Source organism: Natronomonas aquatica, from assembly GCF_024449025.1.
Classification (GTDB): Archaea; Halobacteriota; Halobacteria; order Halobacteriales; family Haloarculaceae; genus Natronomonas; species Natronomonas aquatica.
On the sequence record NZ_JAHLKM010000012.1, the window covers coordinates 1 to 25,489 of the forward strand.

General features: G+C 67.4%; 21 protein-coding genes and 2 pseudogenes. 15 read left to right on the forward strand and 8 right to left on the reverse strand.

Annotated elements, in window-relative coordinates; genetic code table 11:
- Positions 1-177: 177 nt before the first annotated feature.
- Positions 178-1,038 (reverse strand): annotated as a pseudogene (locus KM295_RS09800) (polyprenyl synthetase family protein); the annotation flags it as partial.
- A gap of 86 nt (positions 1,039-1,124) precedes the next feature.
- On the opposite strand from KM295_RS09800, the gene KM295_RS09805 reads away from it, so the two are divergent.
- Complete coding sequence (locus tag KM295_RS09805; protein ID WP_256029772.1) at positions 1,125-1,835, forward strand: NAD(+)/NADH kinase; 711 nt, start codon at positions 1,125-1,127, stop codon at positions 1,833-1,835.
- 118 nt (positions 1,836-1,953) lie between these two features.
- Positions 1,954-3,015 carry a M42 family metallopeptidase gene (locus KM295_RS09810; protein WP_256029773.1) on the forward strand — a complete coding sequence of 354 codons (1,062 nt, stop codon included), beginning with the start codon at positions 1,954-1,956 and terminating at the stop codon, positions 3,013-3,015.
- 21 nt (positions 3,016-3,036) lie between these two features.
- On the opposite strand, the gene KM295_RS09815 is transcribed toward KM295_RS09810, so the two are convergent.
- Both KM295_RS09815 and KM295_RS09820 read right to left on the reverse strand, forming a co-directional pair.
- Positions 3,037-3,813 (reverse strand): hypothetical protein, encoded by a 777-nt coding sequence (locus KM295_RS09815; protein ID WP_256029774.1) that lies wholly within the window; start codon positions 3,811-3,813, stop codon positions 3,037-3,039.
- Positions 3,814-3,875: 62 nt separating this feature from the next.
- Positions 3,876-4,664 (reverse strand): annotated as a pseudogene (locus KM295_RS09820) (aldo/keto reductase).
- Positions 4,665-4,806: 142 nt separating this feature from the next.
- Between KM295_RS09820 and KM295_RS09825 the strand changes: the two are divergent.
- The 6 genes from KM295_RS09825 (at position 4,807) to KM295_RS09850 (ending at position 12,532) form a co-directional block, all read left to right on the forward strand.
- Entirely contained in the window at positions 4,807-5,964 is a 1,158-nt protein-coding gene (locus KM295_RS09825) for an MFS transporter (RefSeq protein WP_256029775.1), read from the forward strand.
- Between the two features lie 150 nt (positions 5,965-6,114).
- Complete coding sequence (locus KM295_RS09830; protein ID WP_256029776.1) at positions 6,115-6,948, forward strand: NAD-dependent epimerase/dehydratase family protein; 834 nt, start codon at positions 6,115-6,117, stop codon at positions 6,946-6,948.
- A gap of 102 nt (positions 6,949-7,050) precedes the next feature.
- A complete protein-coding gene (locus tag KM295_RS09835; protein WP_256029777.1) occupies positions 7,051-8,424 on the forward strand; it encodes a geranylgeranyl reductase family protein in 1,374 nt (457 codons plus the stop codon).
- An 87-nt stretch (positions 8,425-8,511) separates the two neighbouring features.
- Complete coding sequence (locus KM295_RS09840; RefSeq protein WP_256029778.1) at positions 8,512-9,771, forward strand: hypothetical protein; 1,260 nt, start codon at positions 8,512-8,514, stop codon at positions 9,769-9,771.
- A 92-nt stretch (positions 9,772-9,863) separates the two neighbouring features.
- Positions 9,864-11,642, forward strand: a complete 1,779-nt coding sequence (locus tag KM295_RS09845; protein ID WP_256029779.1) for an ABC transporter substrate-binding protein — start codon at positions 9,864-9,866, stop codon at positions 11,640-11,642.
- The gene (locus tag KM295_RS09850; RefSeq protein ID WP_256029780.1) at positions 11,639-12,532 is read left to right on the forward strand and encodes a phosphatase PAP2 family protein; all 894 of its coding nucleotides are present in this window, start codon (positions 11,639-11,641) and stop codon (positions 12,530-12,532) included. Before KM295_RS09845 ends, KM295_RS09850 begins: the two co-directional genes overlap by 4 nt.
- Here the strand turns inward: KM295_RS09850 and purL are convergent.
- Positions 12,510-14,648, reverse strand: a complete 2,139-nt coding sequence (purL, locus tag KM295_RS09855) for a phosphoribosylformylglycinamidine synthase subunit PurL (RefSeq protein WP_256029781.1) — start codon at positions 14,646-14,648, stop codon at positions 12,510-12,512. The two genes, KM295_RS09850 and purL, sit on opposite strands and share 23 nt — an antisense overlap.
- Positions 14,649-14,766: 118 nt before the next feature.
- On the opposite strand from purL, the gene KM295_RS09860 reads away from it, so the two are divergent.
- Entirely contained in the window at positions 14,767-15,447 is a 681-nt protein-coding gene (locus KM295_RS09860; protein ID WP_256029782.1) for a PHP domain-containing protein, read from the forward strand.
- Positions 15,444-16,508 (forward strand): asparagine synthase C-terminal domain-containing protein, encoded by a 1,065-nt coding sequence (locus KM295_RS09865; RefSeq protein ID WP_418904782.1) that lies wholly within the window; start codon positions 15,444-15,446, stop codon positions 16,506-16,508. Before KM295_RS09860 ends, KM295_RS09865 begins: the two co-directional genes overlap by 4 nt.
- Positions 16,509-16,536: 28 nt before the next feature.
- On the opposite strand, the gene KM295_RS09870 is transcribed toward KM295_RS09865, so the two are convergent.
- Positions 16,537-16,935: a universal stress protein gene (locus KM295_RS09870; protein ID WP_256029784.1), complete on the reverse strand. Its 399-nt coding sequence runs from the start codon at positions 16,933-16,935 to the stop codon at positions 16,537-16,539.
- 177 nt (positions 16,936-17,112) lie between these two features.
- Between KM295_RS09870 and KM295_RS09875 the strand changes: the two genes are divergently transcribed.
- From KM295_RS09875 to gatA, 3 genes are read left to right on the forward strand one after another with little or no spacing between them, the layout of a single operon-like run.
- Entirely contained in the window at positions 17,113-17,340 is a 228-nt protein-coding gene (locus KM295_RS09875; protein WP_256029785.1) for a helix-turn-helix domain-containing protein, read from the forward strand.
- 55 nt (positions 17,341-17,395) lie between these two features.
- A complete protein-coding gene (gene gatC, locus KM295_RS09880) occupies positions 17,396-17,665 on the forward strand; it encodes an Asp-tRNA(Asn)/Glu-tRNA(Gln) amidotransferase subunit GatC (RefSeq protein ID WP_256029786.1) in 270 nt (89 codons plus the stop codon).
- Positions 17,662-18,939: an Asp-tRNA(Asn)/Glu-tRNA(Gln) amidotransferase subunit GatA gene (gene gatA, locus KM295_RS09885; protein WP_256029787.1), complete on the forward strand. Its 1,278-nt coding sequence runs from the start codon at positions 17,662-17,664 to the stop codon at positions 18,937-18,939. Before gatC ends, gatA begins: the two co-directional genes overlap by 4 nt.
- Before the next feature lie 58 nt (positions 18,940-18,997).
- Here gatA and purH read toward each other — a convergent pair whose 3' ends face one another.
- Positions 18,998-20,578, reverse strand: coding sequence for a bifunctional phosphoribosylaminoimidazolecarboxamide formyltransferase/IMP cyclohydrolase (purH, locus tag KM295_RS09890; RefSeq protein ID WP_256029788.1), 1,581 nt, complete (start codon positions 20,576-20,578; stop codon positions 18,998-19,000).
- 195 nt (positions 20,579-20,773) lie between these two features.
- Between purH and purB the strand changes: the two genes are divergently transcribed.
- Positions 20,774-22,159 carry an adenylosuccinate lyase gene (gene purB, locus KM295_RS09895; RefSeq protein WP_256029789.1) on the forward strand — a complete coding sequence of 462 codons (1,386 nt, stop codon included), beginning with the start codon at positions 20,774-20,776 and terminating at the stop codon, positions 22,157-22,159.
- A 129-nt stretch (positions 22,160-22,288) separates the two neighbouring features.
- Positions 22,289-22,444, forward strand: a complete 156-nt coding sequence (locus KM295_RS09900) for a hypothetical protein (RefSeq protein ID WP_256029790.1) — start codon at positions 22,289-22,291, stop codon at positions 22,442-22,444.
- Positions 22,445-22,473: 29 nt separating this feature from the next.
- Here KM295_RS09900 and lysA read toward each other — a convergent pair whose 3' ends face one another.
- Positions 22,474-23,718: a diaminopimelate decarboxylase gene (gene lysA, locus KM295_RS09905; RefSeq protein WP_256029791.1), complete on the reverse strand. Its 1,245-nt coding sequence runs from the start codon at positions 23,716-23,718 to the stop codon at positions 22,474-22,476.
- 88 nt (positions 23,719-23,806) lie between these two features.
- Positions 23,807-25,480, reverse strand: coding sequence for a methyl-accepting chemotaxis protein (locus KM295_RS09910; RefSeq protein ID WP_256029792.1), 1,674 nt, complete (start codon positions 25,478-25,480; stop codon positions 23,807-23,809).
- Positions 25,481-25,489: the final 9 nt, after the last annotated feature.

Genomic DNA, 25,489 nt, shown 5'->3' on the forward strand with positions numbered 1-25,489 from the left:
AACATTGCACACAAGTTCATCCAGAACCGGCGCAAGTCTGGTTCTGGAGGGGCAACCTATCACCTTGCCCTGAAGTCAGGAACGTTGAACGGGAACGGCGACTACTCGCCTTCCACGGTCTAGTGGACGGACCGGGAGTTCACCGACAAACCTCGGCGTTCACGCCGAGGTAGGTGATAGGATCTCCTCCAGCCGGGCGGCCTCGGCCGGCGGCGCGTTCTCGACGGCGTGGATCGCCATCAGGGTCTTTTTGCCCTCGCGGATGTCGTTTCCGACGCCCTTGCCGAACGCCCCACCCTCCTCTAAGGCGTGTTCGACGTCGAGGACGTCGTCGGCGATCTGGAACGCGATCGACATCTCCTCGGTGTATGCCGCGACCGCAGTCTCGTGTTCGCGGTTGTCCGTGACGATCGCGGCCAGCCGCGCCACGATCCGGCCGAGACACCCCGTCTTGCAGGCACACATCTCTAGATACTCCGCCTCCGAGATGTCGATCCCCTTTCTGTTGTGCCAGCGGATGTCCATCCCCTGCCCGAGATGGGTCCGGTTGAGTTCGTACATCAGCATCTCGTAGGCGTCGAGCCGAAGCTCCGCCGACAGCCCGCCCGGATCGCGCGTGATGATCTTCAACGGGAGAAAGTACATCGCGTTGCCGGCGTTGAGCGTGACGTCCGTCCCGTGGGCGTGATGGAGCGCCGGCCCGCCCCGGCGGTGGGTCGCGCCGTCCTCGACGTCGTCGACGATGATCGTGCCGTTGTGGAGTATCTCCGGGATGGCGGCGTACTCGAGATACGCTTCGGGGTCCTCCCCGAACGCCTCGACGAAGAGCAAAAAGAGGACCGCCCGCCACCGTTTGCCGCCCCGGTCGAGCAGTTCCCAGATCGGGTCCGAAAGCGCCCGCTGGAGCGCGTCCGCGTCGTAGGCGTACGTCGGCTCGCCGAAAAAATCCGCCAGATAACCTTCGTCGATCGTCCGGGGCAAAAGCGATTCGATGGTCTCGTCGACCGTCGGTCGCCACCCCTCGAGTACGCGGTGCATACTCTGCGGTCACCGTCGGAGGACAAAAACCCTCCCGTGGCCGCCCGACGGGGGACTTTTCATCCCCCCGTTCGTCCCTTCGGTAGATGAGCGGACAGCGCGTCGGCGTCGCCGGTGACGGACAGCTCCTCGAAGCGGTCGAAGCCGCCGACTGTGTCCCGATCACGGACGATCCCGAGGCCTTCGAGGACGTCGCGTTCGTCCTCGCCCGCGGTGACGGGGCCGTCGTCGAACTCGCCCGGTCGGGGATCGAGGTGCCGGCCCTGGTCGTCGACAGCGAGGGGGTCCCGTCGGTGTCACGCGATCGGATCCGGGCGGCGATGGAGCGTGTTCTCGGGGGAGATGCGGCCGTCGAACGCCACCCGATCGTCGCCGTCGCTGGCTCGTTCGGCTCGATCGACGCCGTCTTCGACGTCGCGCTCATGGCCGCCGAGCCCGCCCGGATCTCCGAGTTCTCGGTCTCGGGACCGGACGGACGGATCGCCCGGTTCCGGGCCGACGGCGTCGTCGCCTCGACGCCGGCGGGCAGCCACGGGTACAACCGGCGGGCCGGCGGCCCCGTTGTCGCCGCCGGTACCGGCGTCGCGTCGGTGGTCCCGATCGCTCCCTTCTCGACGTCGGCCGGCCACTGGGTCCTGCCGATCGAATCGGTCGAACTGGCGGTCGAGCGCGACGAGACGCCCGTCGAGTTGCTCGTCGACGGGCGGCGCGAACGCCACGTCGCCCCCGACGAGCGTCTGACCCTGTCCGTCGCCGGTCGGCTCGAGACGTACACCTTCCCCGGTATCGGCAGGTAGCGGATGGCGGCTCCGGGGGTCTCCGAGTACCGACCGCGAAGGCGACGGTGAACGCCGACCGGAGCGGACGTCGCTGTCGAACCGTACGTTATTGTCCGCCCGTCCCCGAACGGCCGGTATGGCCGACGCCTTCGATGCCTTCGACTACGAACTGCTCGTCGAACTCGCCGAGACGCCCGGGGTTCCCGGCTACGAGGACCGGATCCGTGAACTCGTCCGGGCCGAACTCGACCCGTCCGTCGACCGGCTTCGTTCGGACGCCATGGGAAACCTCGTCGGGACGATCGAGGGTGGCGCCGAGTACGACGTCGTCGTCGCCGCCCACGTCGACGAGATCGGATTCATGGTCAGACACGTCGACGAAGAGGGGTTTCTCGAACTCGACGCCCTCGGCGGCTGGGATCCCCGGATCCTCCGGGCCCAACGCGTCACGGTCCACACCGACGACGGCGACCTCCCGGGCGTCATCGGCTCGGTTCCGCCGCATACGCTCTCGGACGAGGAGCGCGAGGCGACCCCCGAGATCGAGGACGTCCGGGTCGATCTCGGCCTCGACGGCGGGACGATCGAGGAACGGGTCGACGTCGGCGACCTGGTGACGGTGACCCAGCGCACCGAACGCGTCGGCGACTTCGTCACCGGTGCGTCACTCGACAACCGCGTGTCCGTCCTCGCGATGCTCGAGGCGGCCCGGCGGCTCGATCGCCCCGACGTGAACGTCCACTTCGCGGCGACCGCACAGGAGGAGGTCGGCCTCCGGGGGGCGGCAGCGCTCGGCGTCGACCTCGATCCGGATCTCGTGATCGCTCTGGATACGACGGTCGCCAACGACGTCCCCGGCTTCGAGGCGGGCGAGCAGATCACCCGCCTCGGGGATGGCGCGGCGATCAAACTGAAAGATTCCAGCGCCATCACGAACCACAAACTCAACCGTCGGATCCGACGGCTCGCCGAGGCCCGCGATATCGCAACCCAGCCGGAAGTGCTGCCGGCCGGCGGCACCGACACGGGCGGCCTCCAGCGCGCCGGCGGTGCGACCCCTGCCGGGGCGATCTCGGTCCCGACACGGTATCTCCACACGCCGACCGAATGCGTCCACGGGGAGGATCTCGGGGCCGTCATCGAGTTGCTCGTCGCGACGCTGGATACCGAAACCGGCGATCACGACTACACCCTCTAGTAGGGGGTCGTGGATCGAGCGCTACGCCGACCCTTCGGCGGCCTCGCCGTCGGTGTCCCCGCCGCCCGTCCCGCCCGACCGCGGCCGGACCAGATCCGCGAGCGTGACCAGAAAGCCGAGGAACCACCCAATCGGGGTCGCGATGCCGACCCACATCAGGACGACTCCGATCCCCTCGAGGCTGAAACTCGCCCGGAGGTACTCGTTGACGTCGTAGACGTAGAGCACGTTGTCGAGCAGGAAGATCGCGAGCGTCTCGCTTCGATCGAGGACGCCGCTCAGGGAGGGATCGTACAGCGCCGCGACGACGGGCGGCAGAAAGACCGCGTTCATCGCGAACGGGTAGCCGAAGACGACGGTCGTCCCACGCCCGCCGATCCGGGCGAAGATCGCAGCGAGCGCCGCCGAAACGACCGCCACGATGCTGGCCGCACCGACCGCCAGCGATCCCGCCAACTCGAGGCGAAGCCGCGTGAGCGCCGTCAGCCCGCCCCACAGAAGCGCCGTCAGGACGACGATGCCGACGATCCCGAGCCGCGTCGTCGCGCTGTCGAACCGGCGGGCGTTGAACCGGACCGCAAAGCCGACGAGCAAAAAGGGGTAAAGCAGCCCGACGATCGGGGCGCCGAGGGCGGCCCAGATCCGGTATTTGATCCGGTCGCCGCGGGCCCGTGGCTGCCACTTGCCGAGGACGCTGTGGACGGCCGTCCGCTGTCGGGGGAAGACGAGTTCCATCCACGTCTCGTGGAGCCGGACGAGGTCGATCTTGATCCCCTCTGTGAGGCCGCCGTCTGCCATACCCGAACCCTGCCAGCGGGCACAAAAATAGGTTCCGGCCTCGGGACGACCACTGCGCCCTGTTACCAGGTGTCGGGGGCGAAGCCGGGTTCGACGAGCCGCCGTCGTTCGTCGATCGCGTCGATGCGTTCTATCTCGGCGTCGCTCAGCGTCAGCCCCAGCGACGCCCAGTTGTCCCGGATGTGGTCCTCGCCGGTCGCCTTGGGGATGGCGGTGACCCCGTGGGCCCGGAGCCACGCGAGGCTGACCTGTGCCTCGCTGACGCCGTGGTCGTCGGCGATCGCCGAGATCGTTTCGTTCCCGAAGACGTCCCCGCGGGCCAGCGGCGAGTACGCGACGATCTCGATCCCCTCTTCGGCACATAACTCCCGGAGGCGGCGCTACTGGAGGAGGGGGTGGGCCTCGACCTGATTGGCGAAGATCGGGACGTCGAGAACCTCCTGTGCCTGCTCGATGTGGCGCGGCTCGAAGTTCGAAACACCCACGCGTTCGACGACGCCGTCCTCCTGAAGCTCCTCCAGGGCGGTTAGCGTCTCCTCGGGGTCGTACTGGCCAGCCGGCCAGTGGACGTACAGCAGGTCCAGATACTCCGTCCCCAGCCGATCGAGGCTCTCGGCGGTCGACTCCAGCACCGCGTCGTAGCCGAGTTTGTCGATCCACACTTTCGTCGCGAGAAAGACGTCCTCGCGGTCGACGTCGGCCGCGGCGATCCCCCGCCCGACCGCCGCCTCGTTGCCGTACGCCTGGGCGGTGTCGATATGTCTGTAGCCGGTCTCGAGGGCGGTCCGGACCGACGCGGCACACTGCTCCGGATCGTCGTTTTGCCACGTTCCGAGCCCCAGCCCCGGCATGCCGCCGTGGTCGGGAACGTCGTAGTCGTGTTCCATGCTCGGTAGTCGACCCGCTCGCGAAAAACGGTTGTGTCCGTGACAAACGGCTGTGTCCGAAACCGATCGAAAGCCTGTTTCCGTCCGACGGTAAACGGGGCGTGTCGTGCAGTACAGATACGTCGCCCTCGCGCTGTGTACGCTCGCTTTCACCTCGACGATGGTCGCCCGGCTCGTCATCAGCCCCGTCGTCCCGCAGATCACCGCCGAGTTCGCGGTCTCGAAGGGGGCCGTCGGGCTCGCGCTTTCGGGGATGTGGGCGGCGTACGCGGTGACACAGTTCCCCAGCGGCGTCCTCGCCGACCGCTTCGGCGAACGACGGGTCATCCTGCTCGCGATCGGGCTGACGGGGGCCGCGAGCGTCCTTCTGGCCGCCGCGCCGAGCTATGCGGTCTTCGCCGTCACGGCGGTCGTCTTAGGGGCGGGCGCGGGACTCCACTACACCGTCGCGACGTCGTTTCTCGCCCGCCACTTCGATCAGGTCGGCCGTGCGATCGGCATCCACGTGACCGGCGGGCCGATCGCCGGGCTCGTCGCCCCGGTCGCGGCGGCGGCCGTCGGCGTCCGGTACGGCTTCCGCCCGGCGCTGCTTTTGGGCGCGGCGGTCGCGATCCCGGTGTTCGTCCTCTTTTGGCACCGGATCGAGCCGACGCCGCCGGCCCGGCCCGAAACGACGATGCGCTCGCGGTTCGAGGTCGGCCCGCTCCGGACGCTGCTGTCCCGTCGGGAGATCCAGTACACGACCGTCATGGCCATCGGCGGGGCCTTCTGCTGGCAGGCGACAGCGTCGTTTCTCCCGGCGTTTCTCATCGGGTATCACGGCCAGTCGGCGGCGACGGCGAGCGTGCTCTTTTCTGCGTACTTCGTCGTCCACGGCGTCTCCCAGCCCCTCCTCGGGACGCTTTCGGACCGGTTCGGGCGTGACCTGATCGCGGTCACGGCGTTCGGGACCGGGATCGTCGGCTACGGGGCGCTCGTCGTCGGGACCGGGATCGCCGTCCTCCTGGCGGTGCCGCTCGTGGGCGTCGCGATGTCGTGGGGCGCGCCGGTCCAATCGCGGTTCATGGACGTACTCAGCGCGGACGAACGGGCCGCGGGGTTCGGGCTCGTCCGGACCGTCTATATGACGATCGGCGCGCTCGGGAGCGTCGTCGTCGGCGGACTCTCGGATATCGCCGGCTGGTCGGTCGCCTTCGGGCTTCTGGCCGGCCTTCTGGCCGTCGAGTCTCTGCTCGCGGCGGCACTGGCGTATGCAAACCGCTGAACGTCCCTGTGAACCGGGCTGTCGGTGACGATTCACTCGTCCGCGCTGGATCGATAGATCACCTGGCGGCCCTCCACCAGTGGTGTTTCACACGAGAGCAACTCTCCAAAAGAACGTAACATATAATCCGGTCCCTGAGCCTCCAAAGACATGGACGTACTGATTACCGGCGCACACGGACAGGTCGGAACCGCGATTGCCGAACGGTTATCCGAAAAACCGGCGTACGATTTCACGTACCTCGATCGTGAAGATTTGCCCGAGCGTGAGACGACCGTCGCCGATGTGGCCGACTACGACGCCATCAGACCCGCCTTTGACGGCATGGATGCGGTTGTTCATCTCGCGGCCGCCCCACGTCCGGACCTACCCTGGAACGAGATCCTCGAAAGCAGTATCATCGGGACGTACAACGTCATGGAGGCAGTCAGGGACGCCGGTGTCGAACAGGTCGTGTTCGCGTCGAGCCACCACGTTTCCGGGAACTACGAAATAAAGAACGCGCCCGAACTCTACGGAGCGCATCTCGATTTCAAGATCGATCATACGGATCCGGTTCGTCCGGATTCGTACTACGCCATCGCGAAACTGTTCGGCGAGCACGCCGGGAACCACTACGTCGAAAACATGGACGCCCCGGAACAGTTCTACGCGCTCAGACTCTGTAACGTCAGCAACGAAGCCTACGACGACCCCTACGGGCGCGCCGAAGAAGCTGTCGAGCAGGGCGAGTACGAACGCGACAGCCCCGAGTACGAACAGCGCGTCGCCCGGCGCCGTGCGATGTGGTGCTCCCGACGTGATGTCGCACAACTCGTCGAGCGATGTCTGCAGGACGAAACCGTCGATTTCGACGTATTCTACGGGGTTAGCGACAACCCCGCTCGTTGGTTCGATATCTCACACGCGCGAAACGTTCTCGGGTACGAACCACAGGACGATGCGTCCGAGTGGACCGAACGACCCGAACGATACGAGGCGTGAGTCCACACCGGTATTTTATAAAACAGTAAGACCGGACCAGCGATATACTTAAATCAGTCGTAACGGATGGGTTATTTACACCGGACCGTCTAAAGCGAGCATATGCCCCGCGAATCGTACGACATAGTCGTCGTCGGCGGCGGAACAGCCGGCTGTTTCGCCGCGGCGACGGCCGCCCGGGACGGCCTCGACGTCGCCGTCCTCGAGCGGAAGACCGAAGAGGAGGGCGGCCGCATCGCCTGCGGCGACGCCATCAAGGGGACGAGTACGTTCCCGGACGTCATAGATCTGGATTATCTCCGCGATGAATCGTTCACTAACCAGGGGATCACGCTCGCCCGCTTCGAGAACCCGAAAACCGACGAGAACCTCGATATCGGCTTTCGCGGCGGCAGCGGCGCGATCGTCGACCGGAAACGCTACGGCGAGGTCCTCCTAGAGGAAGCCGACCGGGCCGGTGCCGACATCCACTATGAAACCGTCGTCCAGGACGTCGTCCAGAACGGCGCGGTAACCGGTGTCACGGCCACGAAACGCGGCTCGGTCACCGAGTACGAGGCCGACGTCGTCATCGACGCCGCCGGTACGCTATCGCTTTTGCAGGACAAAGCCGACTTCGGGGGGGCGACCTTCGACACCAACGTCAACTACCAGCAGTTCTGTTCGGCCTACCGGGAAGTGATCGAACTCGACGAACCGGTCGATTGGCACAACGCGATCGTCTTCAAACCGACCGCCGAGCTCGGCTACCTGTGGTACTTCCCGCGGACGCCGACCGAGATCAACGTCGGCCTGGGCTTTCAGATGAACAAAGAGCCCATGAAACTGGTCGAACACCTCAAACGGGACGTCCGGAACCGCCCGGAGTTCGAGGGCGCGACCGTCAAGGACAAACTCGGCGCGGCCCTGCCGACGCGGCGGCCCTACGATTCGGCGGTCGCACCGGGCTATATGGCGGTCGGGGACGCCGCCGCCCACGTCAACCCCTGTACCGGTGGCGGGATTCCGGGAGCCGCCAAAGCCGGCACCTGGGCCGCCGAGGCGGCGATGGACGCTATCGCCGACGGGCAGGCGGACGACGAGGACGCGCTGTGGGAGTACAACCGCCGCGTCCAGACCGACTTCGGCAAGCGCTTCGCCGCGATGGATCTGTACAACATCTGGGGCGGCACCTACGACGTCGACGAACTGGTCGACATCGTGAGCGCGATGCCCGGCCAACAGCTCGCCGACGCCCTCGCTTTGGAGGGGACGACCTCGATGGGCTGGCCGCTGAAGATCAAGACGGCGGTCAAAACGTTCGGCCACTGGTCGACGCTTTTCGAGCTGAAGAAGCTCAACGACCTCGCGACGGAGCTGAAGTCGGTCTACGACGACTACCCGGCGACGAGCGACGGGCTAGAAGCATGGCGCTCACGCCGTGAGGGGGTCATGGACGAGGTCTACGAGCTGTGCGGTGCCGACCCGAAGTACTGACCTCCCGCCGTCGACACCCGGCCGTCCGTTTCGGTTCCGTCTTCGGCAGCCACAACTATTTCCTTTCTCGCCCGCTCGGACCACACGATGGTCGACCTCGAGGAGACGTTCGGAACCGACGGCGACGCGGCCTGGATCGCCGTCGCCGTCGTCCTCTTTGCGTGTCTCGGCGGCGCCGTCGTCCTCGCCGAGTGGCCGCTTTTCGGCGTTCCTCCCGACACCTCCGGGGAGCCACAGCTCGTCGAACCGTCCGACGGCGGAACCGGACTGTGGCCCTACACCTCGCGTACACGGAGCTACGAAGGTCGAACGCTCGGTATCAACATGGTGTTTTATGACTCCCCGGAGGAAGTCCGTACGACGTTGACCGAACGTTCCGCCCGAGGGTGGACGGACGATCCGACCGACGGCGGCGAGGCCGACGCCGAAACTGTCTCGGCCGAACGGGTCGAGATCGATCCCGAGGCCGAGGCGATCGACGAAGTGATCCGCTGGGACGAGGCCAAAGGCGCGACCCGGTACACCTACTTCGAGACCGACGACGGGGGCGTGTGGGTCGACGAGTCGTATCAGCTTCACGCCGGCACGTACCTCGGAAAGCGGAGCCACATCCGCGCCTACGACGAGCCGGCCGGCGAGTGGACCGCCGTCCAGATCCACGAGGAACACTGGGACTGGTTCCGGCTCCGCCACACCGTCACGGGGATCAGCGAGCCCCAGGGCGAACTCGAACGGGAGTTCATGGACGATGGGGCCGAACAGCGGGTCGTCCGGATGCCGTTCGGGAACGGAACGGCCGACGGTGACGGCTGGGCCTCCGGAATCTACCTCACCGGCGCCGTCGTACCGATCCTGCTTTTCGGGCTCGTCGGACCGACGCGGACGCTGTCGCGAGGGATATCCGGCTTTCTCGACCGTCGCCGCCGCGAACTCGCGCTCGGTGCCGGGCTCTTCGGGCTCTATACCGCGGTCCGCTGGCTCGGGATCGGCGGCGAGGCGCTCCTTTCGGTGCCGCCGAAGGTCGTGGCCGGGCCGCTGTACGTCGCCCTCGTCGTCGGAATTCCGGCGGTCGCCTACCGGTTCGGACGGGCGAGCGACAGGACGTGGGCCTTCGCTCTCGCGGTGCTGGGGCTCGGGACCGCGATCGTTGTCGACTTCGCGGCGATGGGGGTCGCCGTGCTCCCGCTGCGGATCGTGCTCCACCGCGGGACGGTGTTGCTCGCCGCCGGACTGATCGCCGTCGGCGGGTCGATACGCGCCGACCGGCCGGACCACCCCGTCCCGCTGGTATTCGGGCTCGCCGGCTGGGTGTTCGTGATCGCGGCGTCGCTTTTCGGCTACGTCTGACGGACGACCCGTCCTTGAATCCCCAGCCTCCGGCCGAAACCGCGTGTCCGACAAAGACATTTATATATGTTCGGAAACCAGTTCTATCGAGAATGGTTTTCGGATCGGGCGGGCGTCGCCGAGCGTTCCTCGCCGGTGTCGCCGGCGCAGCCACGGCCACCGCCGGCTGTCTGGGGAACGTCCGAAACCTCCTCGGACGGCAAGGGGTCGATCAGCTGTCGCTTTCGATCGCCACGCTGCCCGCCTCCGAGGACCCCTACGCGGTCCGGATCGCGACCCGGCTCGCCGATAACCTCCGGGCGTCCGGGATCGAAACTATGGTCGACCCGGTACGCCCGGACGTGCTGTTTCGGGACATCCTAATCAACCAAGACTTCGATCTGTACGTCGCGCGGTATCCGAGCCACGGGGCCCCGGACGAACTCCGGTCGATGCTGTACTCGCCGTACGCCGAGGAATCTGGCTGGCAGAACCCCTTCGGCTTCACCGATCTCACGCTCGATGACCTCCTCGATCAGCAGCGATCAACCGAGGGAGCCGACCGGATCGGAATGATCCACGAGATACAGCGACGGGTCGTCAGGGAGCAGCCGTTTACCGTCGTGTGTTTTCCCGACCATCTCGGGGCCGTCCGGGACGACCGGTTCGACGGCTGGCCTCCCGGCGGCCCCGGACGGCCACCCGATTACTTCCGGCTCCATCGCGTCGGCTCCGAGACGACGCTTCAGCTGCTGCTCGGGAACGACCGCATCACGAGAAATCGGAACCCGATCGCTGTCGAATACCGCAATCAGGGAAAATTCACGGGCCTCCTGTACGACCCGCTCGTCTGGCCCGGTCGGGAAGACGTCGAAGCCAGTCCGGATCCGATCCCCTGGCTCGCCCGAACCGTCGCCTGGGAGGGTGATGAGACACTCTCGGCGACAGTACAGGTCCGTGAGACCCCCTGGCACGACGGTGAGCCAGTCACGGCTGAGGACGTCGCGTTTACCTACGAGTTTCTCGGCGATACGTCGCTCGGGGAGTTCGAGACGCCGGTCCCGACGCCGTGGCGACGCGGCCGGGTATCGCTCGTCGACGCGACCGATGTCCTGGACGATCGCCGGATACGCATCGCGTTCACGACGCGGAACCGATCGGTCGCCCGCCGGGCGCTCGTCGTCCCGATACTGCCGAGACACATCTGGCGCGAGCGGACGGATCCGGCCGACATCGCCGGGATCGAACTCGGCGGTCCGACGACCCAGGCGCTCGTCGCCTCCAACGAGGCGGCGGTCGGGAGCGGGCCGCTGCAGTTCGTCGACGGCGACGCCGGAGAATCGCTCTCGCTCGAGGCCTTTCCGGACCATTTCCTCTATACGGGCCGAAACGAGAACATCCCGGATCGGTTGAGCGAGGAGCGGCCGTTCGATCGGATCGAGTTCACCGTCGCGCCCTCTCACGACGCCGTCGTCCAGATCCTCTCGGATGACGGGGCCGACGCGGCCGCCGACGGGTTGCGAGCCAGCGTCGTTCCGCGGATCGTCCGCGACGACGACGTCTCGTTGACCACCCGTGCGACCGCCTCCTTTTATCATATCGGGTACAACTGTCGTCGGGCCCCGCTGGTGGACCCGAACTTCCGTCGCACGATCGCCAGACATATCGACCGTGAAACCGCCGTCTTGGACTCCCTGGAGGGGTACGGGATCCCGTCGGAGGCGCCGCTGAAGGGACAGTGGGTGCCCGATAACCTCCTGTGGGACGGCGAGGCGAATCTCCCCTTCTTCGGAACCGACGGGGAGTTCGACGAGGAAGCGGCGATGGAGGCGTTTCAGGAGGCCGGCTACCAGTACGACGGCGACCGGCTAATCAGGAGGGAAACGACATGAGACTGGTGTTCGTCGTCGGACAACTCGTCGGGAGCGTCGTCTTGCTGCTCGCGTTTACGACCGTGATCGTCGTCGGTCGCGATCGGATCGTCGAGACCCGCCGGGAGTACCGACAGCGGTTCGCTGCCGCCGCCCCGTACGTCGGGCTGCTCGGGGTCGTCCTCGTCGCCAACAAGATCGCCCGCGATATCGGCCCGGACCTCTCGTGGCTCGTCGGAATCCGGATCACCGGCTGGCTCGAGCGCATCGACGGCCTGTTGCTTTGGCCGTTTTTCCCCGACGATACGCCTCAGGCCGTCGTCTGGCTCCAGTCGATGGCGACCCCCGAACTCACCGCGTACTTCTCTTTCGTCTACGTGTACGGATACGTGTACCTCCTCGTGTTTCCGCTGGTCGCCTACTTCGCGCTCTCCCGGCCCGAACCGCTCCGCCGGACGATCGTCGCCTACGGGACGAACTACCTCGTCGGCGTGCTCTGTTACGTCGTCTTCGTCGCCTACGGCCCGCGGAACCTCCTCGCCGAACAGGCCGAGGGACTGCTTTTCAGCCAGTACACCCAGTATCAGTTCGTGACGGACGCAGTAAACCACGAGACGAACGTCTTCCCGTCGCTCCACACCTCGATGGCCGTGACGGCCGCACTTTTGGCGTGGACAACGCGCGAGGAGTACCCGCTTTGGGTCCCGGTTGCGGTCGCTCTCGCGGTCAGCGTCGTCGTCTCGACGATGTATCTCGGGATCCACTGGGCGACGGACGCGATCTTCGGGGCTCTGCTGGCGTGGTTCAGCGTCAGGGTCGGCACGCGCTTCGAGGAGACGCCGCCGACGCTCGATGGCGCGAGACGCCGGTTCTCGACGCTCCTCAGCGTTATTTCAGGCCGGACGCGATAGCCTCACGCAGCGACGCGATCTCGGCGCCGGTGTACTCGAGTGTCTCCTCGCCGACCGTCAGTTCCAGCGAGCCGCTGTCGGTCGCGGTTCCGAGCCGCTCGACGGGGACGACCCCCGAGCACCGCGTCTCGACGGCCGCCGGATCGGTCGTCTCGACGACGACGCGGCCGACGGCCTCCGAGAAGAGCCGTCCGACGGGGTCCTCTTCGGGGAGAGTCACGTCCGCGCCGGCCTCACCGACCATCTCGGCGAGCGTGACGGCCACTCCCCCGTGGCTCACGTCGTGGGTCGATCGCGTGCTCTCGAGGCCGGCGACGGTTTCGATCGCCTCGATCAGCGCGTCGGGCTCGTCGGTGACGGTCGGGAACCGATCGCTCCCGCCGAACTGTGCGAGCAACTCCGAGCCGCCGAGCCGGCGATCGTCCGTACCGCCGATCAAAAGCAACGCTCCGTCGCCGTCCAGTTCCGCGCTCGGGGCGTCGTAGCCGGCCTTCGTTCCGGTCATCGCGAGCGTCGGGGTCGGCGGGATCGGTCCGGCGGCCGAATCGTTGTACAGCGAGACGTTCCCGCCGACGACCGGCACGTCGAGGGCCCCACACATGTCGGCCAGTCCGTCGATGATCGCACGGAAGCCGCCGTAAACGTCCGGTTTTTCGGGATTGCCGCCGTTGAGACAGTCGACCGCCGCGAGCGGCGTCGCCCCCTTCGCCGCGAGGTTCGTCGCGTTCTCCAGGGCGGCCGCGCGGGCCCCCTCGTAAGGGTCGGCTGCCGTCCAGTTGGGATCGGCGCCGGACGAGAACGCCAGCCCGATACCGGCCTCGCGGATCGCCAGCAGTGCGGCGTCGTCGCCGGGTTTCATCGCCGTTCGGGTACCGACCTCGTGGTCGTACTGGCGGTAGACCCACTCTTTCGAGGCGGTGTTCGGCGCGCCGACGACCGCCTCGAAGGCCGCCGCGAGATCGACGTCGGGTACGTCGCGCTCCGGCGGTTCGGGTTCGACGTGATCGAGGTCGTTCATCGGGGCCCCGTCGGCGAGATACTCGGCCTCGACGTCGACGACTACCTCCCCTTCGAACGTACAGACGTAGTTGCCATCGGTCACCTCGCCGATGACCGAGCAGCCGAGATCGTACTTCTCGGCGATCGCCTCGACGGCCTCGACGTCCGCGGGCCGAACCTCGTAACACATCCGTTCCTGGGATTCGGCGAGGAGGATCTCCAGGGCGTTCATGTTCGGCTCCCGCTGGTGGACCCGACCGAGTTCGATCCGGGCGCCGAGACCGCCCTTCGCGACCAGCTCCGAGGAGGCACCGCCGAGCCCCGCCGCCCCCAGATCCCGGGCCGCCCGGAGCAGATCTCCCCCGATCAACTCCTCGTTGGCCTCGACGAGCCGCTTTTCCGCGTAGGGGTCGCCGACCTGCACCGCGGGCCTGTCTTCGGTTTCGGCGTCCTCGGCGAGGTCCTCGCTCGCGAAGGAGGCGCCGCCGAGCCCGTCCCGTCCGGTGGCGTTGCCCACGAGAACGAGTTTGTTCCCCGGCTCCTTCGCCGTCGCCGTCACCAGCCGCTCGTCGTTCGTCAGGCCGACGCAGGCGACGTTGACGAGCGGGTTGCCCTCGTAGCCGTCGTGGAACGCGACGCTCCCGGTGACCGTCGGGACGCCGATACAGTTGCCGTAGTGGGAGATCCCCTCGACGACGCCTTCGAAGAGGTACTTCGAGTGCTCCCGGTCGAAGTCACCGAAATAGAGGCTGTCGGCCAGCGCGATCGGGTACGCACCCATCGACATCGTATCGCGGACGATCCCGCCGACGCCGGTGGCCGCACCGTCGAACGGATCGACATAGGAGGGGTGGTTGTGGCTCTCGATCCCCATCGTGACGTAGGTGTCGCTGTTCTCGCCGGTCTCGGGGTCCGGTAGCGCGATCACCGCGACGTCGTCGCCGGGACCGACCACGACGCGTTCGTCCTCGCTCTCGAAGGCCGAAAGCAGCGGCCGGGAGGAACGGTACGCACAGTGTTCGCTCCAGAGGTTCTCGAACAGCGCTTCCTCTGCGGGCGTCGGCTCACGGCCGAGTTTCTCGACGACGAGTTCGCGGTCCGACGGCGGGAGGCTCATGCATCCGTATGCTCCCTTCGACCGAATAAATCGCTTTTCATGTACACGTTCGTGGGTACTCACCCGCCGTCGCGGGCCGACCGGGGGGATTTTTAAGCCCCGCGGCGAACGGTCGACCGTGCTGTCGGTCGAGCTCCACGCCCACTCCGAACTGTCCTACGACGGCCGCGATCCGGTCGAGCTCCTCTTAGAGCAGGCCGAGGCGGTCGGACTCGATGCGCTGGCGGTCACCGACCACGACGAGATCGACGCCTCCCTGGAGGCTGCCGCGATGGCAGCGGAGTACGACCTCGTCGGGATCCCCGGGATGGAGATCTCCAGCGCGGCCGGGCACGTCCTCGCGCTCGGGATCGAAGAGCTCGTCCCGGCCGGCCTGAACTACGACGAGACGCTCGATCGGATCCGGTCGCTCGGCGGGATCGCGGTCATCCCACACCCCTTCCAGACGTCGCGACACGGCGTGGCCGCCCACATCAGCCGCGATCAACTGGCCGCCGCCGACGCGATCGAGGTGTACAACTCCCGGCTGTTCACCGGCCGAGCGAACAGACAGGCCGAACGGTTCGCCGGGGCGCGCGGTCTACCGATGACGGCGGGCAGCGACGCCCACATCGCCGAGATGGTCGGCCAGGCTGTCACCGAGGTCGACGCCTACCACCGGAGCGCGGAGGGCATCCTCGACGCCGTCGCCGAGGGGCGGACCAGCGTCGTCGGCAAGCGGACGCCCTGGTTCATCAGCGTCCAGCAGTTCGGCGGCGGTGTCAGACGCCGGATCGCGTCGATGCTCCCATGGCGATAGCCGGGGCCGACCCGGCGGCCGTCCGGCGGGTGTTCCGGACCGAAGCCCCGCTTTCGGGGCTCGACGGCTTCGCGGGGGAACTCGACGGCCGGCTCGTCCGTGACGTCCTCGGCCGGTATCCGGTCTTTTCTGAACCCGGCGATCCGACGAGCTGGAGCTCCGATCCGACCGATCTCGCCGCGCCGGAACCGGTCCCGGCCGGCCACGTTCGCGACGAGCGCGGCGATCGGCAGGTGTGGACGCTGCCGGATCCCGAGCCGATCGCCGACGACGACCGGGCGGTTTCGGCCGTTCGGTCGGCCGTTTTGGAGGCGGTCGACGCAGTCCGGCAGCCGGTGCCGATCGCCTTCTCCGGCGGGCTCGATTCGTCGATCCTCGCCGCCAGGCTCGAGGGCCCACTGTACGTCGGCGGCTTCGAGGGGAGCCACGACATCGCGGCGGCCCGGTCTGCCGCTGCCGAACTGGGCCGCGATCTGCATGTCGTCGAGTTCTCCCACGCCGACATCGAGCGGGCCGTCCCGACGGTCGTCGAGGCGACCGGGCGCTCGGATCCCACCGACGTCCGGATCGCGCTCCCGCTGTATCTGGTCGCCGAGGCGGCCGCGGCCGACGGCCACGATCGGCTCGCCGTCGGCCAGGGGGCCGACGAACTGTTCGGCGGCTACGCGAAGGTGGCCAACGCTCCCGAGAGCGGCCGGACGGCGGCGGACACGGTTCGGGGGGCGGCCCGCGAGGCCGTCGGGACGTTACCGCGACAACTCGAGCGGGACGTGCTGACGCTCCGGGCGGCCGGCGTCGAGCCGGTCGCGCCGCTGGTGGCGGATCCGGTGGTGGAAGCGGCCCTCTCGCTCTCGGGGTCGCTTTTGATCTCCGGCGGCGAACGGAAGGTCGCGCTCCGCCGTGCCGCGGACTTTCTGCCCGAGTCGATCCGCTCCCGGGAAAAGAAGGCCCTCCAGTACGGTAGCCTTCTGTCCCGGGAGTTCGACCGGCTGGCCAGACAGGCCGGCTTCAAACGCCGGATGGACGATCATCTCGGCCAGTACGTCGAGTCGCTCCGGTAGCCGTCGCCCGGGCCGGCTCCGAGGCCGATCAATCGTCCGTCGTCGGACAGAAAACGACCGGAACGTCGCTATCGAGCATCACCGACTGGGAGACGCTGCCGAACATCGCCTTCCCCGCCGGCGTCCGGTTGCGACCAGCGAGGGCGATCGCGTCGGCGCCTTCGTCCTCGACGAAGTCGATGACCTCCGCGGCCGGGTCACCGCTGCGCTCGGCCAGCCTCGTCTCGATCCCCGCGTCCTCGAGCGCTTCCTTGGCCCTCCGGGCGGCGCGGATCTGGTTGACGCTCGCCCCCTCGGGGTTGTCGACGAACACGTGGAGCACCGAGACCGTGACCGTGTCCGTGTCCCAATCGAGGTCGGCGACCCCCTCGGCCGAGAGTCGTGCGCGCTCTTCGTCGGTATCGACCGCGAGTACGATGTGTGTCATTGCTTCGTTCGGGATACGCACCCCCGGGATTAAATAATACAAGGCGGATTCTCACGGCCGGACGACCGATCCGGGTGGGGTACGGGCCGGACCCGGACCAGGACAATCGGCGGATCCGCAGGGTTTCTCCGGGCACAAGCCTGATACCGGTGGCTGTAGTGAAACGAACGAGAGACGATGGACGGATCCCTCGAACGGGAGATCCTGGAGGTTCTCGCCGCACACGGCCAGCTGTCGGTCCCCGGGATCGCCGACGCGCTCGACCGGCATCCCGTCACCGTCGATCGGCAGTGTTACGACCTTCAGACCGACGGCCACATCGTCATCGCGACCAGCGGCGGGGCCTACAAACTCACCGAAGAGGGCCGGTCCCGGCTGGAGAGATCGGACGACGAGGGCGTGTAGGCCGACCGCCCGCGTATTCGAAACGCTTAGTGACGGCGCACACCCAGCCTCGGGTATGACTGTCGACGACGAGGAAGTCCGCCACGTCGCCTCGCTCGCCCGGATCGACCTCGACGACGAGGAGGTAGAGCGGTTCACCGAGCAGTTCGGCGACATCCTCGAGTACTTCGAGGCCCTGGAGGACGTCCCCGAAATCGAACGCGAGGCCGAACTCACGAACGTGATGCGCCCCGACGAGGTCGAAGCGAGTCTCACTCAAGAGGAGGCACTCCGGAACGCCCCCGAGACCGAGGACGGCTACTTCAAGGGGCCGAACGTCTCATGAGCCACAACGCCTTCATCACCGAGGAGACGATCGAAAGCGAAAGCTCGGGCCCCCTCGACGGCCGGACCGTCGCCGTCAAGGACAACATCTCGACGGCTGGCGTCCGGACGACCTGCGGTTCGGAGACACTCGAAGAGTACGTCCCGCCCTACGATGCGACGGTCGTCGAACGGCTCCGTGAGGCCGGCGCGACGATCGTCGGCAAGACGAACATGGACGAGTTCGGCATGGGGACGACGACCGAGACCTCCGCGTTCGGACCGACGGAGAACCCCGCCGCCGAGGGTCGGGTTCCGGGCGGCTCCTCCGGGGGGTCGGCGGCCGCCGTCGCCGCCGGCGAGGCCGACCTCGCGCTCGGATCCGATACCGGCGGGTCGGTCCGCTGTCCGGCCGCTTTCTGTGGTGTCGTCGGTATCAAGCCGACCTACGGGCTCGTCTCCCGGTACGGCCTCGTCGCCTACGCGAACTCCCTCGAACAGATCGGCCCGCTGGCGCGGACCGTCGAGGACGCGGCCGAACTACTGGAGGTCATCGCCGGACCGGACCCCAACGACGCGACGACGCGATCACCCCCCGAGCGAGCGGAGACCGCGTATGCGGACGCCGCCGACGGCGACGTCGCGGGGCTCACGGTCGGCGTCCCGACGGAGCTACTCGAGGGTGCGGACGGCGGCGTCCGCGCGGTTTTCGAAGACGCTCTCGACGAACTCGGAGCCGCCGGCGCCACAGTCGAGGAGGTGTCGCTGCCGTCGGTCGAGACCGCCGTCCAGGCGTATTACGTCATCGCTATGTCCGAAGCGTCCTCGAACCTCGCCCGTTTCGACGGCGTCCGCTACGGGACGGCCGGCGACGACGGGGCGGGCAACTGGAACGAATCCTTCGCCGCCGCCCGCGAGGCCGGTTTCGGCGAGGAGGTCAAACGGCGCGTCCTTTTGGGCACCTACGCGCTGTCGGCGGGCTATCACGACAAGTACTACAAACAGGCCCAGGACGCCCGCGCGTGGGTGAAACAGGACTTCGAGGAAGCCTTCGAGACCGTCGACGTGGTGGCCTCCCCGACCATGCCGGTCCCGCCGTTCGAGACGGGCGAGAGCCTCGAGGATCCGCTGCAGATGTATCTCGCGGACGCGAACACGGTCCCGGTCAACCTCGCGAACCTGCCCGCGATCTCGGTTCCGGCCGGAGAGACGGACGAGGGACCGGTCGGCGTCCAGTTCGCCGGTCCCGCCTTCGGCGAGGCGACGATCGTCCGGGCCGGCTCTGCGCTCGAATAGTCACCTGTCGGCCGATTTCTCGCGTCCGGTGGCGAATCGCTTCTCGCGGATTCGTTGTTCAGTGTTTGAACGCACGCTGGCCGGTGAAGGCCATCACGATACCGTGGTCGTCGGCGGCCGCGATGACGTCCTCGTCGTTGACCGACCCGCCCGGCTGGACGACCGCCTCGATCCCGGCGTCGGCCGCCTCTTCGATCCCGTCCGGAAACGGGAAGAAGGCGTCCGAGGCCATCACCGCGCCCTCGGCGCCTTTCCCTTCCGCGTGTTCCTCGGCCTTCATCGCCGCCAGCCGGACGGCGTCGACCCGCGAGACCTGCCCCATCCCGACGCCGACGGTCTCGGTTTCGTCGGCAAAGAGGATCGCGTTGGACTTGACGTGTTTGATCGTCCGCCAGGCGAAACACATCGTCTCCAGCTGTTTGTCGGTCGGCTCGCCGTCGGTGACGATCTCCAGATCGTCGGGGACGATCGACTGCGTGTCCCGCTGTTGGACGAGCCGGCCGCCGGCGAGGTCGCTCTCGACGAGCGGGTCGGCGCCGACGTCGAGGTCGGCCCCGCGCCCGACGTCGAGCACGCGGAGGTTGTCCTTCTCGAAGAGGGCGTCCAGCGCCGCGTCCGTGTAGCCGGGGGCGACGACGACCTCCTTGAACGAATCGGTGATCGCCTCGGCGGTGGCGGCGTCGCACTGGCGGTTCAGAGCGACGATCCCGCCGAAGGCGCTCATCGGATCCGTCGACAGTGCGTCCTCGTAGGCGGTCGCGAGGTCGTCGGCGATCGCACAGCCCGCGGGGTTGGTGTGTTTGATGACGGCGGCGGCGGGCTCCTCGAACTCCGAGATCAAAGCCAGCGCGGCGTCGGCGTCGTTGTAGTTGTTGTACGACAGCGCCTTCGCGCCCTCGTTCAGCTGCGCGGCGTCGACGATGCTGGGGGCCGCCGAGTCCCCGTCGACATAGACGGCGGCTTCCTGGTGGGGGTTCTCGCCGTACCGGAGCTCCCGGCCGCGGTCGTCGCTTTTCAATCGGCGTGCGGGGAACTGCCCCGACTCGTCGCCGTCGACGGAGACGTCGCCGTCTTCGACCGTGACGCGGTCCTCGGCGAACCACTTGATGACGCGGGGGTAGGCGCTGAACTCCGCCTCATAGAGGACGCGCTGTTTGAGCTCTTCGATGCCGTCGCCGTCGTAGACCGGGACGGGTTCCTGGGTGACGATCGGGCCGCCGTCGACGGTCTCGTCGACGACGTGAACCGTACAGCCGGTGACCGAGACGCCCGCCTCGAGTACCTGTTCGTGGGCGTCCATCCCCGGGAACGACGGCAGAAGCGAGGGGTGGACGTTGAGTGTCGTCGGGGCCGCCTCGAGGAACGTCTCGGTGAGGATCCGCATGTAGCCGTCCAGACAGACGAGATCGACGTCATAGCTTTCCAGCCGTTCTATGATCCGCGCTTCGTGTTCATCGCGCGTTTCCTCGGGACCGCGTTCGACGACCTCCGTCGGAATGCCGCGTTCCGTCGCCTTCTCGATGACCGGCGCGTCCTCTTCGTTCGAGAGCACGACGGAGAACGCCGCGCCCCCGGGCGCGGTGTCCGCGATGTGCATCAGGTTCCGGCCGCGATTCGAGGCCATACCGGCGAGTTGCATACTCGAGAGGGTCGTCGCCGGGGGCAAAGTAGTTGCGGTCCGAACCGTAAGAGTATGCAGTAACGTGTATATATCACTAAAAACAGACGGACTGGACCGGGCGAGTATGCACGGAAATGCCTATCACGGCGGCGTGGCCGCCGATCGCCCGTGCCGACCGACATCCTTTTTCAACGGCTCGCCACACTCGTAGGTATGACCGAACGGGGTTCGCTGTACGCCGTCTCGCCGCTCGATGGCCGATACGCCCGCTATACGGAACCGCTCACCGACTACGCCAGCGAGGCGGCGCTGATCCGTGCCCGGATCGAGATCGAAGTCGAGTACCTCCTCGCGCTCGCGGACCTGGAGGCGACGCCGCTCTCGATCGATGGATCGACCCGGACCGACCTCCGGGCGCTCTACGAGGCGTTCGACACGGAGGACGCTGAAACCGTCAAACGGCTCGAAACCGAAGGGTACGCCGGCTACTCGGCGACGAACCACGACGTGAAAGCAGTCGAGTACTTCCTCCGACTCCATCTCCCCGACGAGAAGCGACAGGGCCCGTGGGTCCACTTCGGGCTCACTAGCGAGGACGTCAACAACCTCGCCCACCGGCTGCTCGTCGCCCCGGCCGTCCGCGAAGTACTCGTCCCCGAGATCGGATCGATCCGCGATACGCTCGCTGCCGACGCCCGCGAGTACCGCGCGTTACCGATGCTGGCGCGCACCCACGGCCAGCCGGCGACCCCGACCACATACGGGAAGGAACTGGCCGTCTACGCCGCCCGGCTCGGACAGGCGCTCGGTCGGCTCGAGGCCGTGACCGACGACCTCTCGGGGAAACTCGCCGGGGCGTCGGGTACCTACGCCGCCCACTGCGCCGCCCATCCCGAGGTCGACTGGCCGGCGTTCTCGGAATCGTTCGTCGAGTCGCTCGGGCTCGAACACACCGCCCTTTCGACACAGGTAAACCCATGTGACGATCTGGCCGCCGTCTTCGACGCGCTACGCGGTGTCAACAACGTCCTGCGGGATCTGGACCTCGATATGTGGCTGTACGTCTCCGATCGGTACCTCGGACAGGACGCCGCCGAGGGCGAGACGGGCTCCTCGACGATGCCCCACAAGGTGAACCCGATCGACTTCGAGAACAGCGAGGGCAACCTCACGAAGGCCAACTCGGATCTCACCTTCCTCGCCGACTACGTGACGACCTCCCGGCTCCAGCGGGATCTCTCGGATTCGACGGTCAAACGGAACATCGGCGCCGCCTTCGCCCACAGCCTCATCGCCTATCAAAAGACCGCCGCGGGGCTCTCGAAGGTGACGCCCAACGGGACCGTCATGCGCGAGGAACTGGAGGCCAACCCCGAAGTGATCGGCGAGGCCGTCCAGACGATCCTCCGGCGGGAGGGCGACACCGACGCCTACGAGCGGATCAAGGCGCTCACGCGCGGGGAACGTGCGACCCTCTCGGATTTCCGCGACCTGTTCGCCGATCTCGACGTCGACGAGTCGGTCCGCGAGGAACTGAACGCGCTGACACCCGCCGATTACACCGGCCTCGGCGAGGAACTGGTCGAGGAACTCGACTAGCGCCACCGACGCGATATCGGTGTTCTCCGGACTCCCTGTGGGTGATCACACGACGGAATTTTCCGAAGATTGACAAGGGGGGCCGACGGAGAGTCATCACATGGTCGATCCGGTCACGGACCTTCGAACGTGGCGGCGACGGGTATCGTGATCGGTGCGATCGCGAACACGCTGATGAAGGCCGGTCTTGTCTGGATCCTCGGGACCCGACGGCTCGGTCAGATGGTAGCGGCCGTCCTCGGCGTGGTTTCGGCCGTCGGGCTCTTCTTTGCGCTGTTGGTGTGACTATCGGTGCTCGCTTCGGGTGGTTCAGTTCACCTGTTCCCGGGCGCCTCGTTCTCTAGTCGCGTCAGATCCTCGAACGTTTCCCGGCGTCTCGTCACCCGTTCGTCCTCGCCGTCGATCGCGACCTCCGCCGGCCGGGGCTGGGAGTGAAACTGGCTGGCGAGGTTGATCCCGTAGGCGCCGACGTTGCCGATCGCGAGCAGGTCTTTCGCCTCCGATCGGGGGATCGGCCGGTCGGTACAGAACACGTCGGCGCTGGTACACAGCGGCCCGCCGACGCTCGAGGTGACCGGCTCGCGATCCCCGCCGCTGATGTTTCTAATGTGGTGATACGAATCGAACATCGCCGGGCGGATCAGCGAGGTGAGCCCGCCGTCGACGCCGACGACGCGCGTTTCGGGGGTCTCCTTGATCGTGTTCACCCGCGTCAAAAGCGCCCCGGCGTCGGCGACGAGATACCGTCCCGGTTCCAGGGCGATCGTCGCGTCGACGTCAGCGGTGACCTCCCGGACCATCTCGGCGGCGGCCTCGATGTCCAGCGGCGGCTCGTCGGGCCGGTAGGGGACGCCGAAGCCGCCGCCGAGATCGAGGAACTCCAGATCGCCGACGCGAGCGGCGAGGTCCGCGACCTTCTGTAGCGCACGCCGGTGGTCGTCGAGATCACCCGAGAGGACGCCGCTACCGACGTGGGCGTGGAGACCGACGAACTCGAAGCGCTCGCGGGCCGACTCGACGAGTTCGGGCACCTCCTCGTAGGGGATGCCGAACTTCGCGTCCTTGCCGGTGGCGACCTTCTCGTGGTGGCCGGTCCCGATCCCGGGGTTGACCCGGATCGCCAGCCGGCCGTCGAAGCCGCGCTCCTCGAGCCGGTCCAGCGTCATCGACGCGCCCGCCGTGACGGTCAACTCGGGGGTGTCTGCCCAGAGGTCGACGGCGTAATCGAGGTCCCGGTCCGGGGGGTTGACCGCGGTGTACTGGAGGTCTTCGGGTGCGACGCCGGCCTCGATCGCGCGGTATAACTCGCCGGCGGCGGCACACTCGATGTCCGCGCCGGCGTCGTACAGCGTCCGGACGACTGCCTGCCCCGTATTGGCTTTGGCCGCATACATCACGTGGGCAAAATCGAACGCCGATTCGAACCGTGCGAAGTTCTCGCGGATCCGGTCGAGATCGGTGACGTACAGCGGCGTGTCGTACTCGGTCGCGAGCCGTTCGAGGCGGTCGCCGTCCCAGTCGGCGAGGCGTTTGACGGCCGGGGTGTCGACGAGGCTCATTGCCAACAGAGGGGAGGCGGGCGATAACAAGGGTTCCGCTTCCGGAGGCGTCGGGGCGACCCGGTTGTGCTTCTCCCGACCGGCGGTATCAGTCGGCCGGCTGTGGCACCGGCTCCGCGTCCGGCGTCTCCGCGTCGCTGACTTCGAACCGCTCCAGAGAGCCCGCGAGCCGGTCGGCCTGCTCGGCCAACTCCGCGACGGTGTCGGTGGCGCCACGGAGCCGTTGGCTCCCCTCGTCGGCCTGCTCCGCGACGGCTTCCGCCCGTTCTGCCGTCGAGTCACCGATCTCGGCGAGTTCGTCGACGGCCGCCGAGACGTCGGTCGCGACCTCGGCCTGCTGGTCGGTCGCGGTGCTGATCTCCGCGGCGCTGTCCTCGACGTGGGCGGTGTCGTCGGCGATCATGCCAAAGGACTCCGAGACGCCCTCGACGGTCTCGACGACGTCTTCGATGTGAGCCGTCAGTTCGCCGACGTCGGCCGCGACGGTGTGGGTCTCCTCGTCGATATCGTGGATGAGGTCCTCGATCTCGCCCGCGGATTCGTGGGTCTCCTCCGCGAGGCTTTTGACTTCGTCGGCGACGACCTCGAAGCCGTCCGTGTCGGTTTCGGTGTGGGCGGCCTCGATCGAGGCGTTGACCGCGAGCAGATCCGTCCGGCTCGCCACCTCGTCGATGAAGGCGGCGATCTCTCCGATCGTCTCGGTCCGTTCGACGAGTCGGGAGACGGCGGCGTCGGTCTCGTGGGCGAGTTCGGCGGCGGCGTGGAGCTTCTCGGTCGCGTCCTCGGCGGCGTCGGCCCCGTCGGCGGCGCTGGTCGCCGTCTCGGTGGCGATCTCCGAGAGCTCGTTCGAGGTCGCGGCGATCTCCTCGACGGTCGCCGAAAGCGTCTCCGTGTCCGAGGACAGCGAGGCGAGCATTTCGGACTGTCTGACCGCGTCCTCAGCGATCTCCCCGACCTGCTCGGCGTTTTCGGCGCTCGTTTCGCTTACGGCCGAGACCTCGTCCCGGGCCGTTTCGCTCGCTCCCGCCACGTCTTCGGCGAACGGCTTTGCCTCCCCGACGGCTTCCTCGAAGGCATCGAGCTGTCGGTTGTACGAGTCGACGACGTTCTCGAACTGCCCGTCGCCCGCTTCCGCCGGGATTCGGACACGGAGGTCGCCGTCGCTCGCCTGCTCGGTCGCCGCCTCGAATTCCTCGATGAGCCGTCCGAGCCGGGCCGAGCGGGCCTCCAGATCGGAGATCGCCTCCGAGAGGTTCGACGCCATCCGATCCAGCGAGTCGCCGAACGCCCCCGGCACGGACTCTTCGAGGACCGGGTCGTCGAACTCCTCGCTGGCCAGGGCGTCGGCCTGTCTGGCCGTCGTTCGGAGGGTGCCGTTCATCCGGTCGAAGGAAGCCCCGAGCGATCCGATCTCGTCGCGCTGGTCGATCTCCAGGCGGTCACAGTCGAGATCGCCGCCGCCGATCGCCTCGGCGTTCGATTCGAGCCGCGCCAGCGGCCTGATCAGATCCTCCCTGATTATGAGAGCGGTGTTGCCGAACGCCACGAGCGACAACACCAGGAAGGCCCCGATGGCGATCGCTCTCGCCGTCCCCGCGAGAACGATCGCCGTCCCCGCAAGCGCGACTCCGGCGGCGAACTGGAGGCCGACCGCGACCATGAGCTTCCGCCACAGCGAGTCGTTGACGCCGAGCCCGTCCATCGTACCCCACAGGACCCGCTTGTACGCGGTGAACGCGCCACCCAGAGTCGTCGTGTTCATATCCGACAG

Coding starts and splice junctions, on each gene's coding strand:
- KM295_RS09805 (WP_256029772.1), top strand. CDS start 1,125: ATGAGCGGACAGCGCGTCGGCGTCGCCGGTGACGGACAGCTCCTCGAA.
- KM295_RS09810 (WP_256029773.1), top strand. CDS start 1,954: ATGGCCGACGCCTTCGATGCCTTCGACTACGAACTGCTCGTCGAACTC.
- KM295_RS09815 (WP_256029774.1), bottom strand. CDS start 3,813: ATGGCAGACGGCGGCCTCACAGAGGGGATCAAGATCGACCTCGTCCGG.
- KM295_RS09830 (WP_256029776.1), top strand. CDS start 6,115: ATGGACGTACTGATTACCGGCGCACACGGACAGGTCGGAACCGCGATT.
- KM295_RS09835 (WP_256029777.1), top strand. CDS start 7,051: ATGCCCCGCGAATCGTACGACATAGTCGTCGTCGGCGGCGGAACAGCC.
- KM295_RS09840 (WP_256029778.1), top strand. CDS start 8,512: ATGGTCGACCTCGAGGAGACGTTCGGAACCGACGGCGACGCGGCCTGG.
- KM295_RS09845 (WP_256029779.1), top strand. CDS start 9,864: ATGGTTTTCGGATCGGGCGGGCGTCGCCGAGCGTTCCTCGCCGGTGTC.
- KM295_RS09850 (WP_256029780.1), top strand. CDS start 11,639: ATGAGACTGGTGTTCGTCGTCGGACAACTCGTCGGGAGCGTCGTCTTG.
- purL (WP_256029781.1), bottom strand. CDS start 14,648: ATGAGCCTCCCGCCGTCGGACCGCGAACTCGTCGTCGAGAAACTCGGC.
- KM295_RS09870 (WP_256029784.1), bottom strand. CDS start 16,935: ATGACACACATCGTACTCGCGGTCGATACCGACGAAGAGCGCGCACGA.
- KM295_RS09875 (WP_256029785.1), top strand. CDS start 17,113: ATGGACGGATCCCTCGAACGGGAGATCCTGGAGGTTCTCGCCGCACAC.
- gatC (WP_256029786.1), top strand. CDS start 17,396: ATGACTGTCGACGACGAGGAAGTCCGCCACGTCGCCTCGCTCGCCCGG.
- gatA (WP_256029787.1), top strand. CDS start 17,662: ATGAGCCACAACGCCTTCATCACCGAGGAGACGATCGAAAGCGAAAGC.
- purH (WP_256029788.1), bottom strand. CDS start 20,578: ATGCAACTCGCCGGTATGGCCTCGAATCGCGGCCGGAACCTGATGCAC.
- purB (WP_256029789.1), top strand. CDS start 20,774: ATGACCGAACGGGGTTCGCTGTACGCCGTCTCGCCGCTCGATGGCCGA.
- lysA (WP_256029791.1), bottom strand. CDS start 23,718: ATGAGCCTCGTCGACACCCCGGCCGTCAAACGCCTCGCCGACTGGGAC.
- KM295_RS09910 (WP_256029792.1), bottom strand. CDS start 25,480: ATGAACACGACGACTCTGGGTGGCGCGTTCACCGCGTACAAGCGGGTC.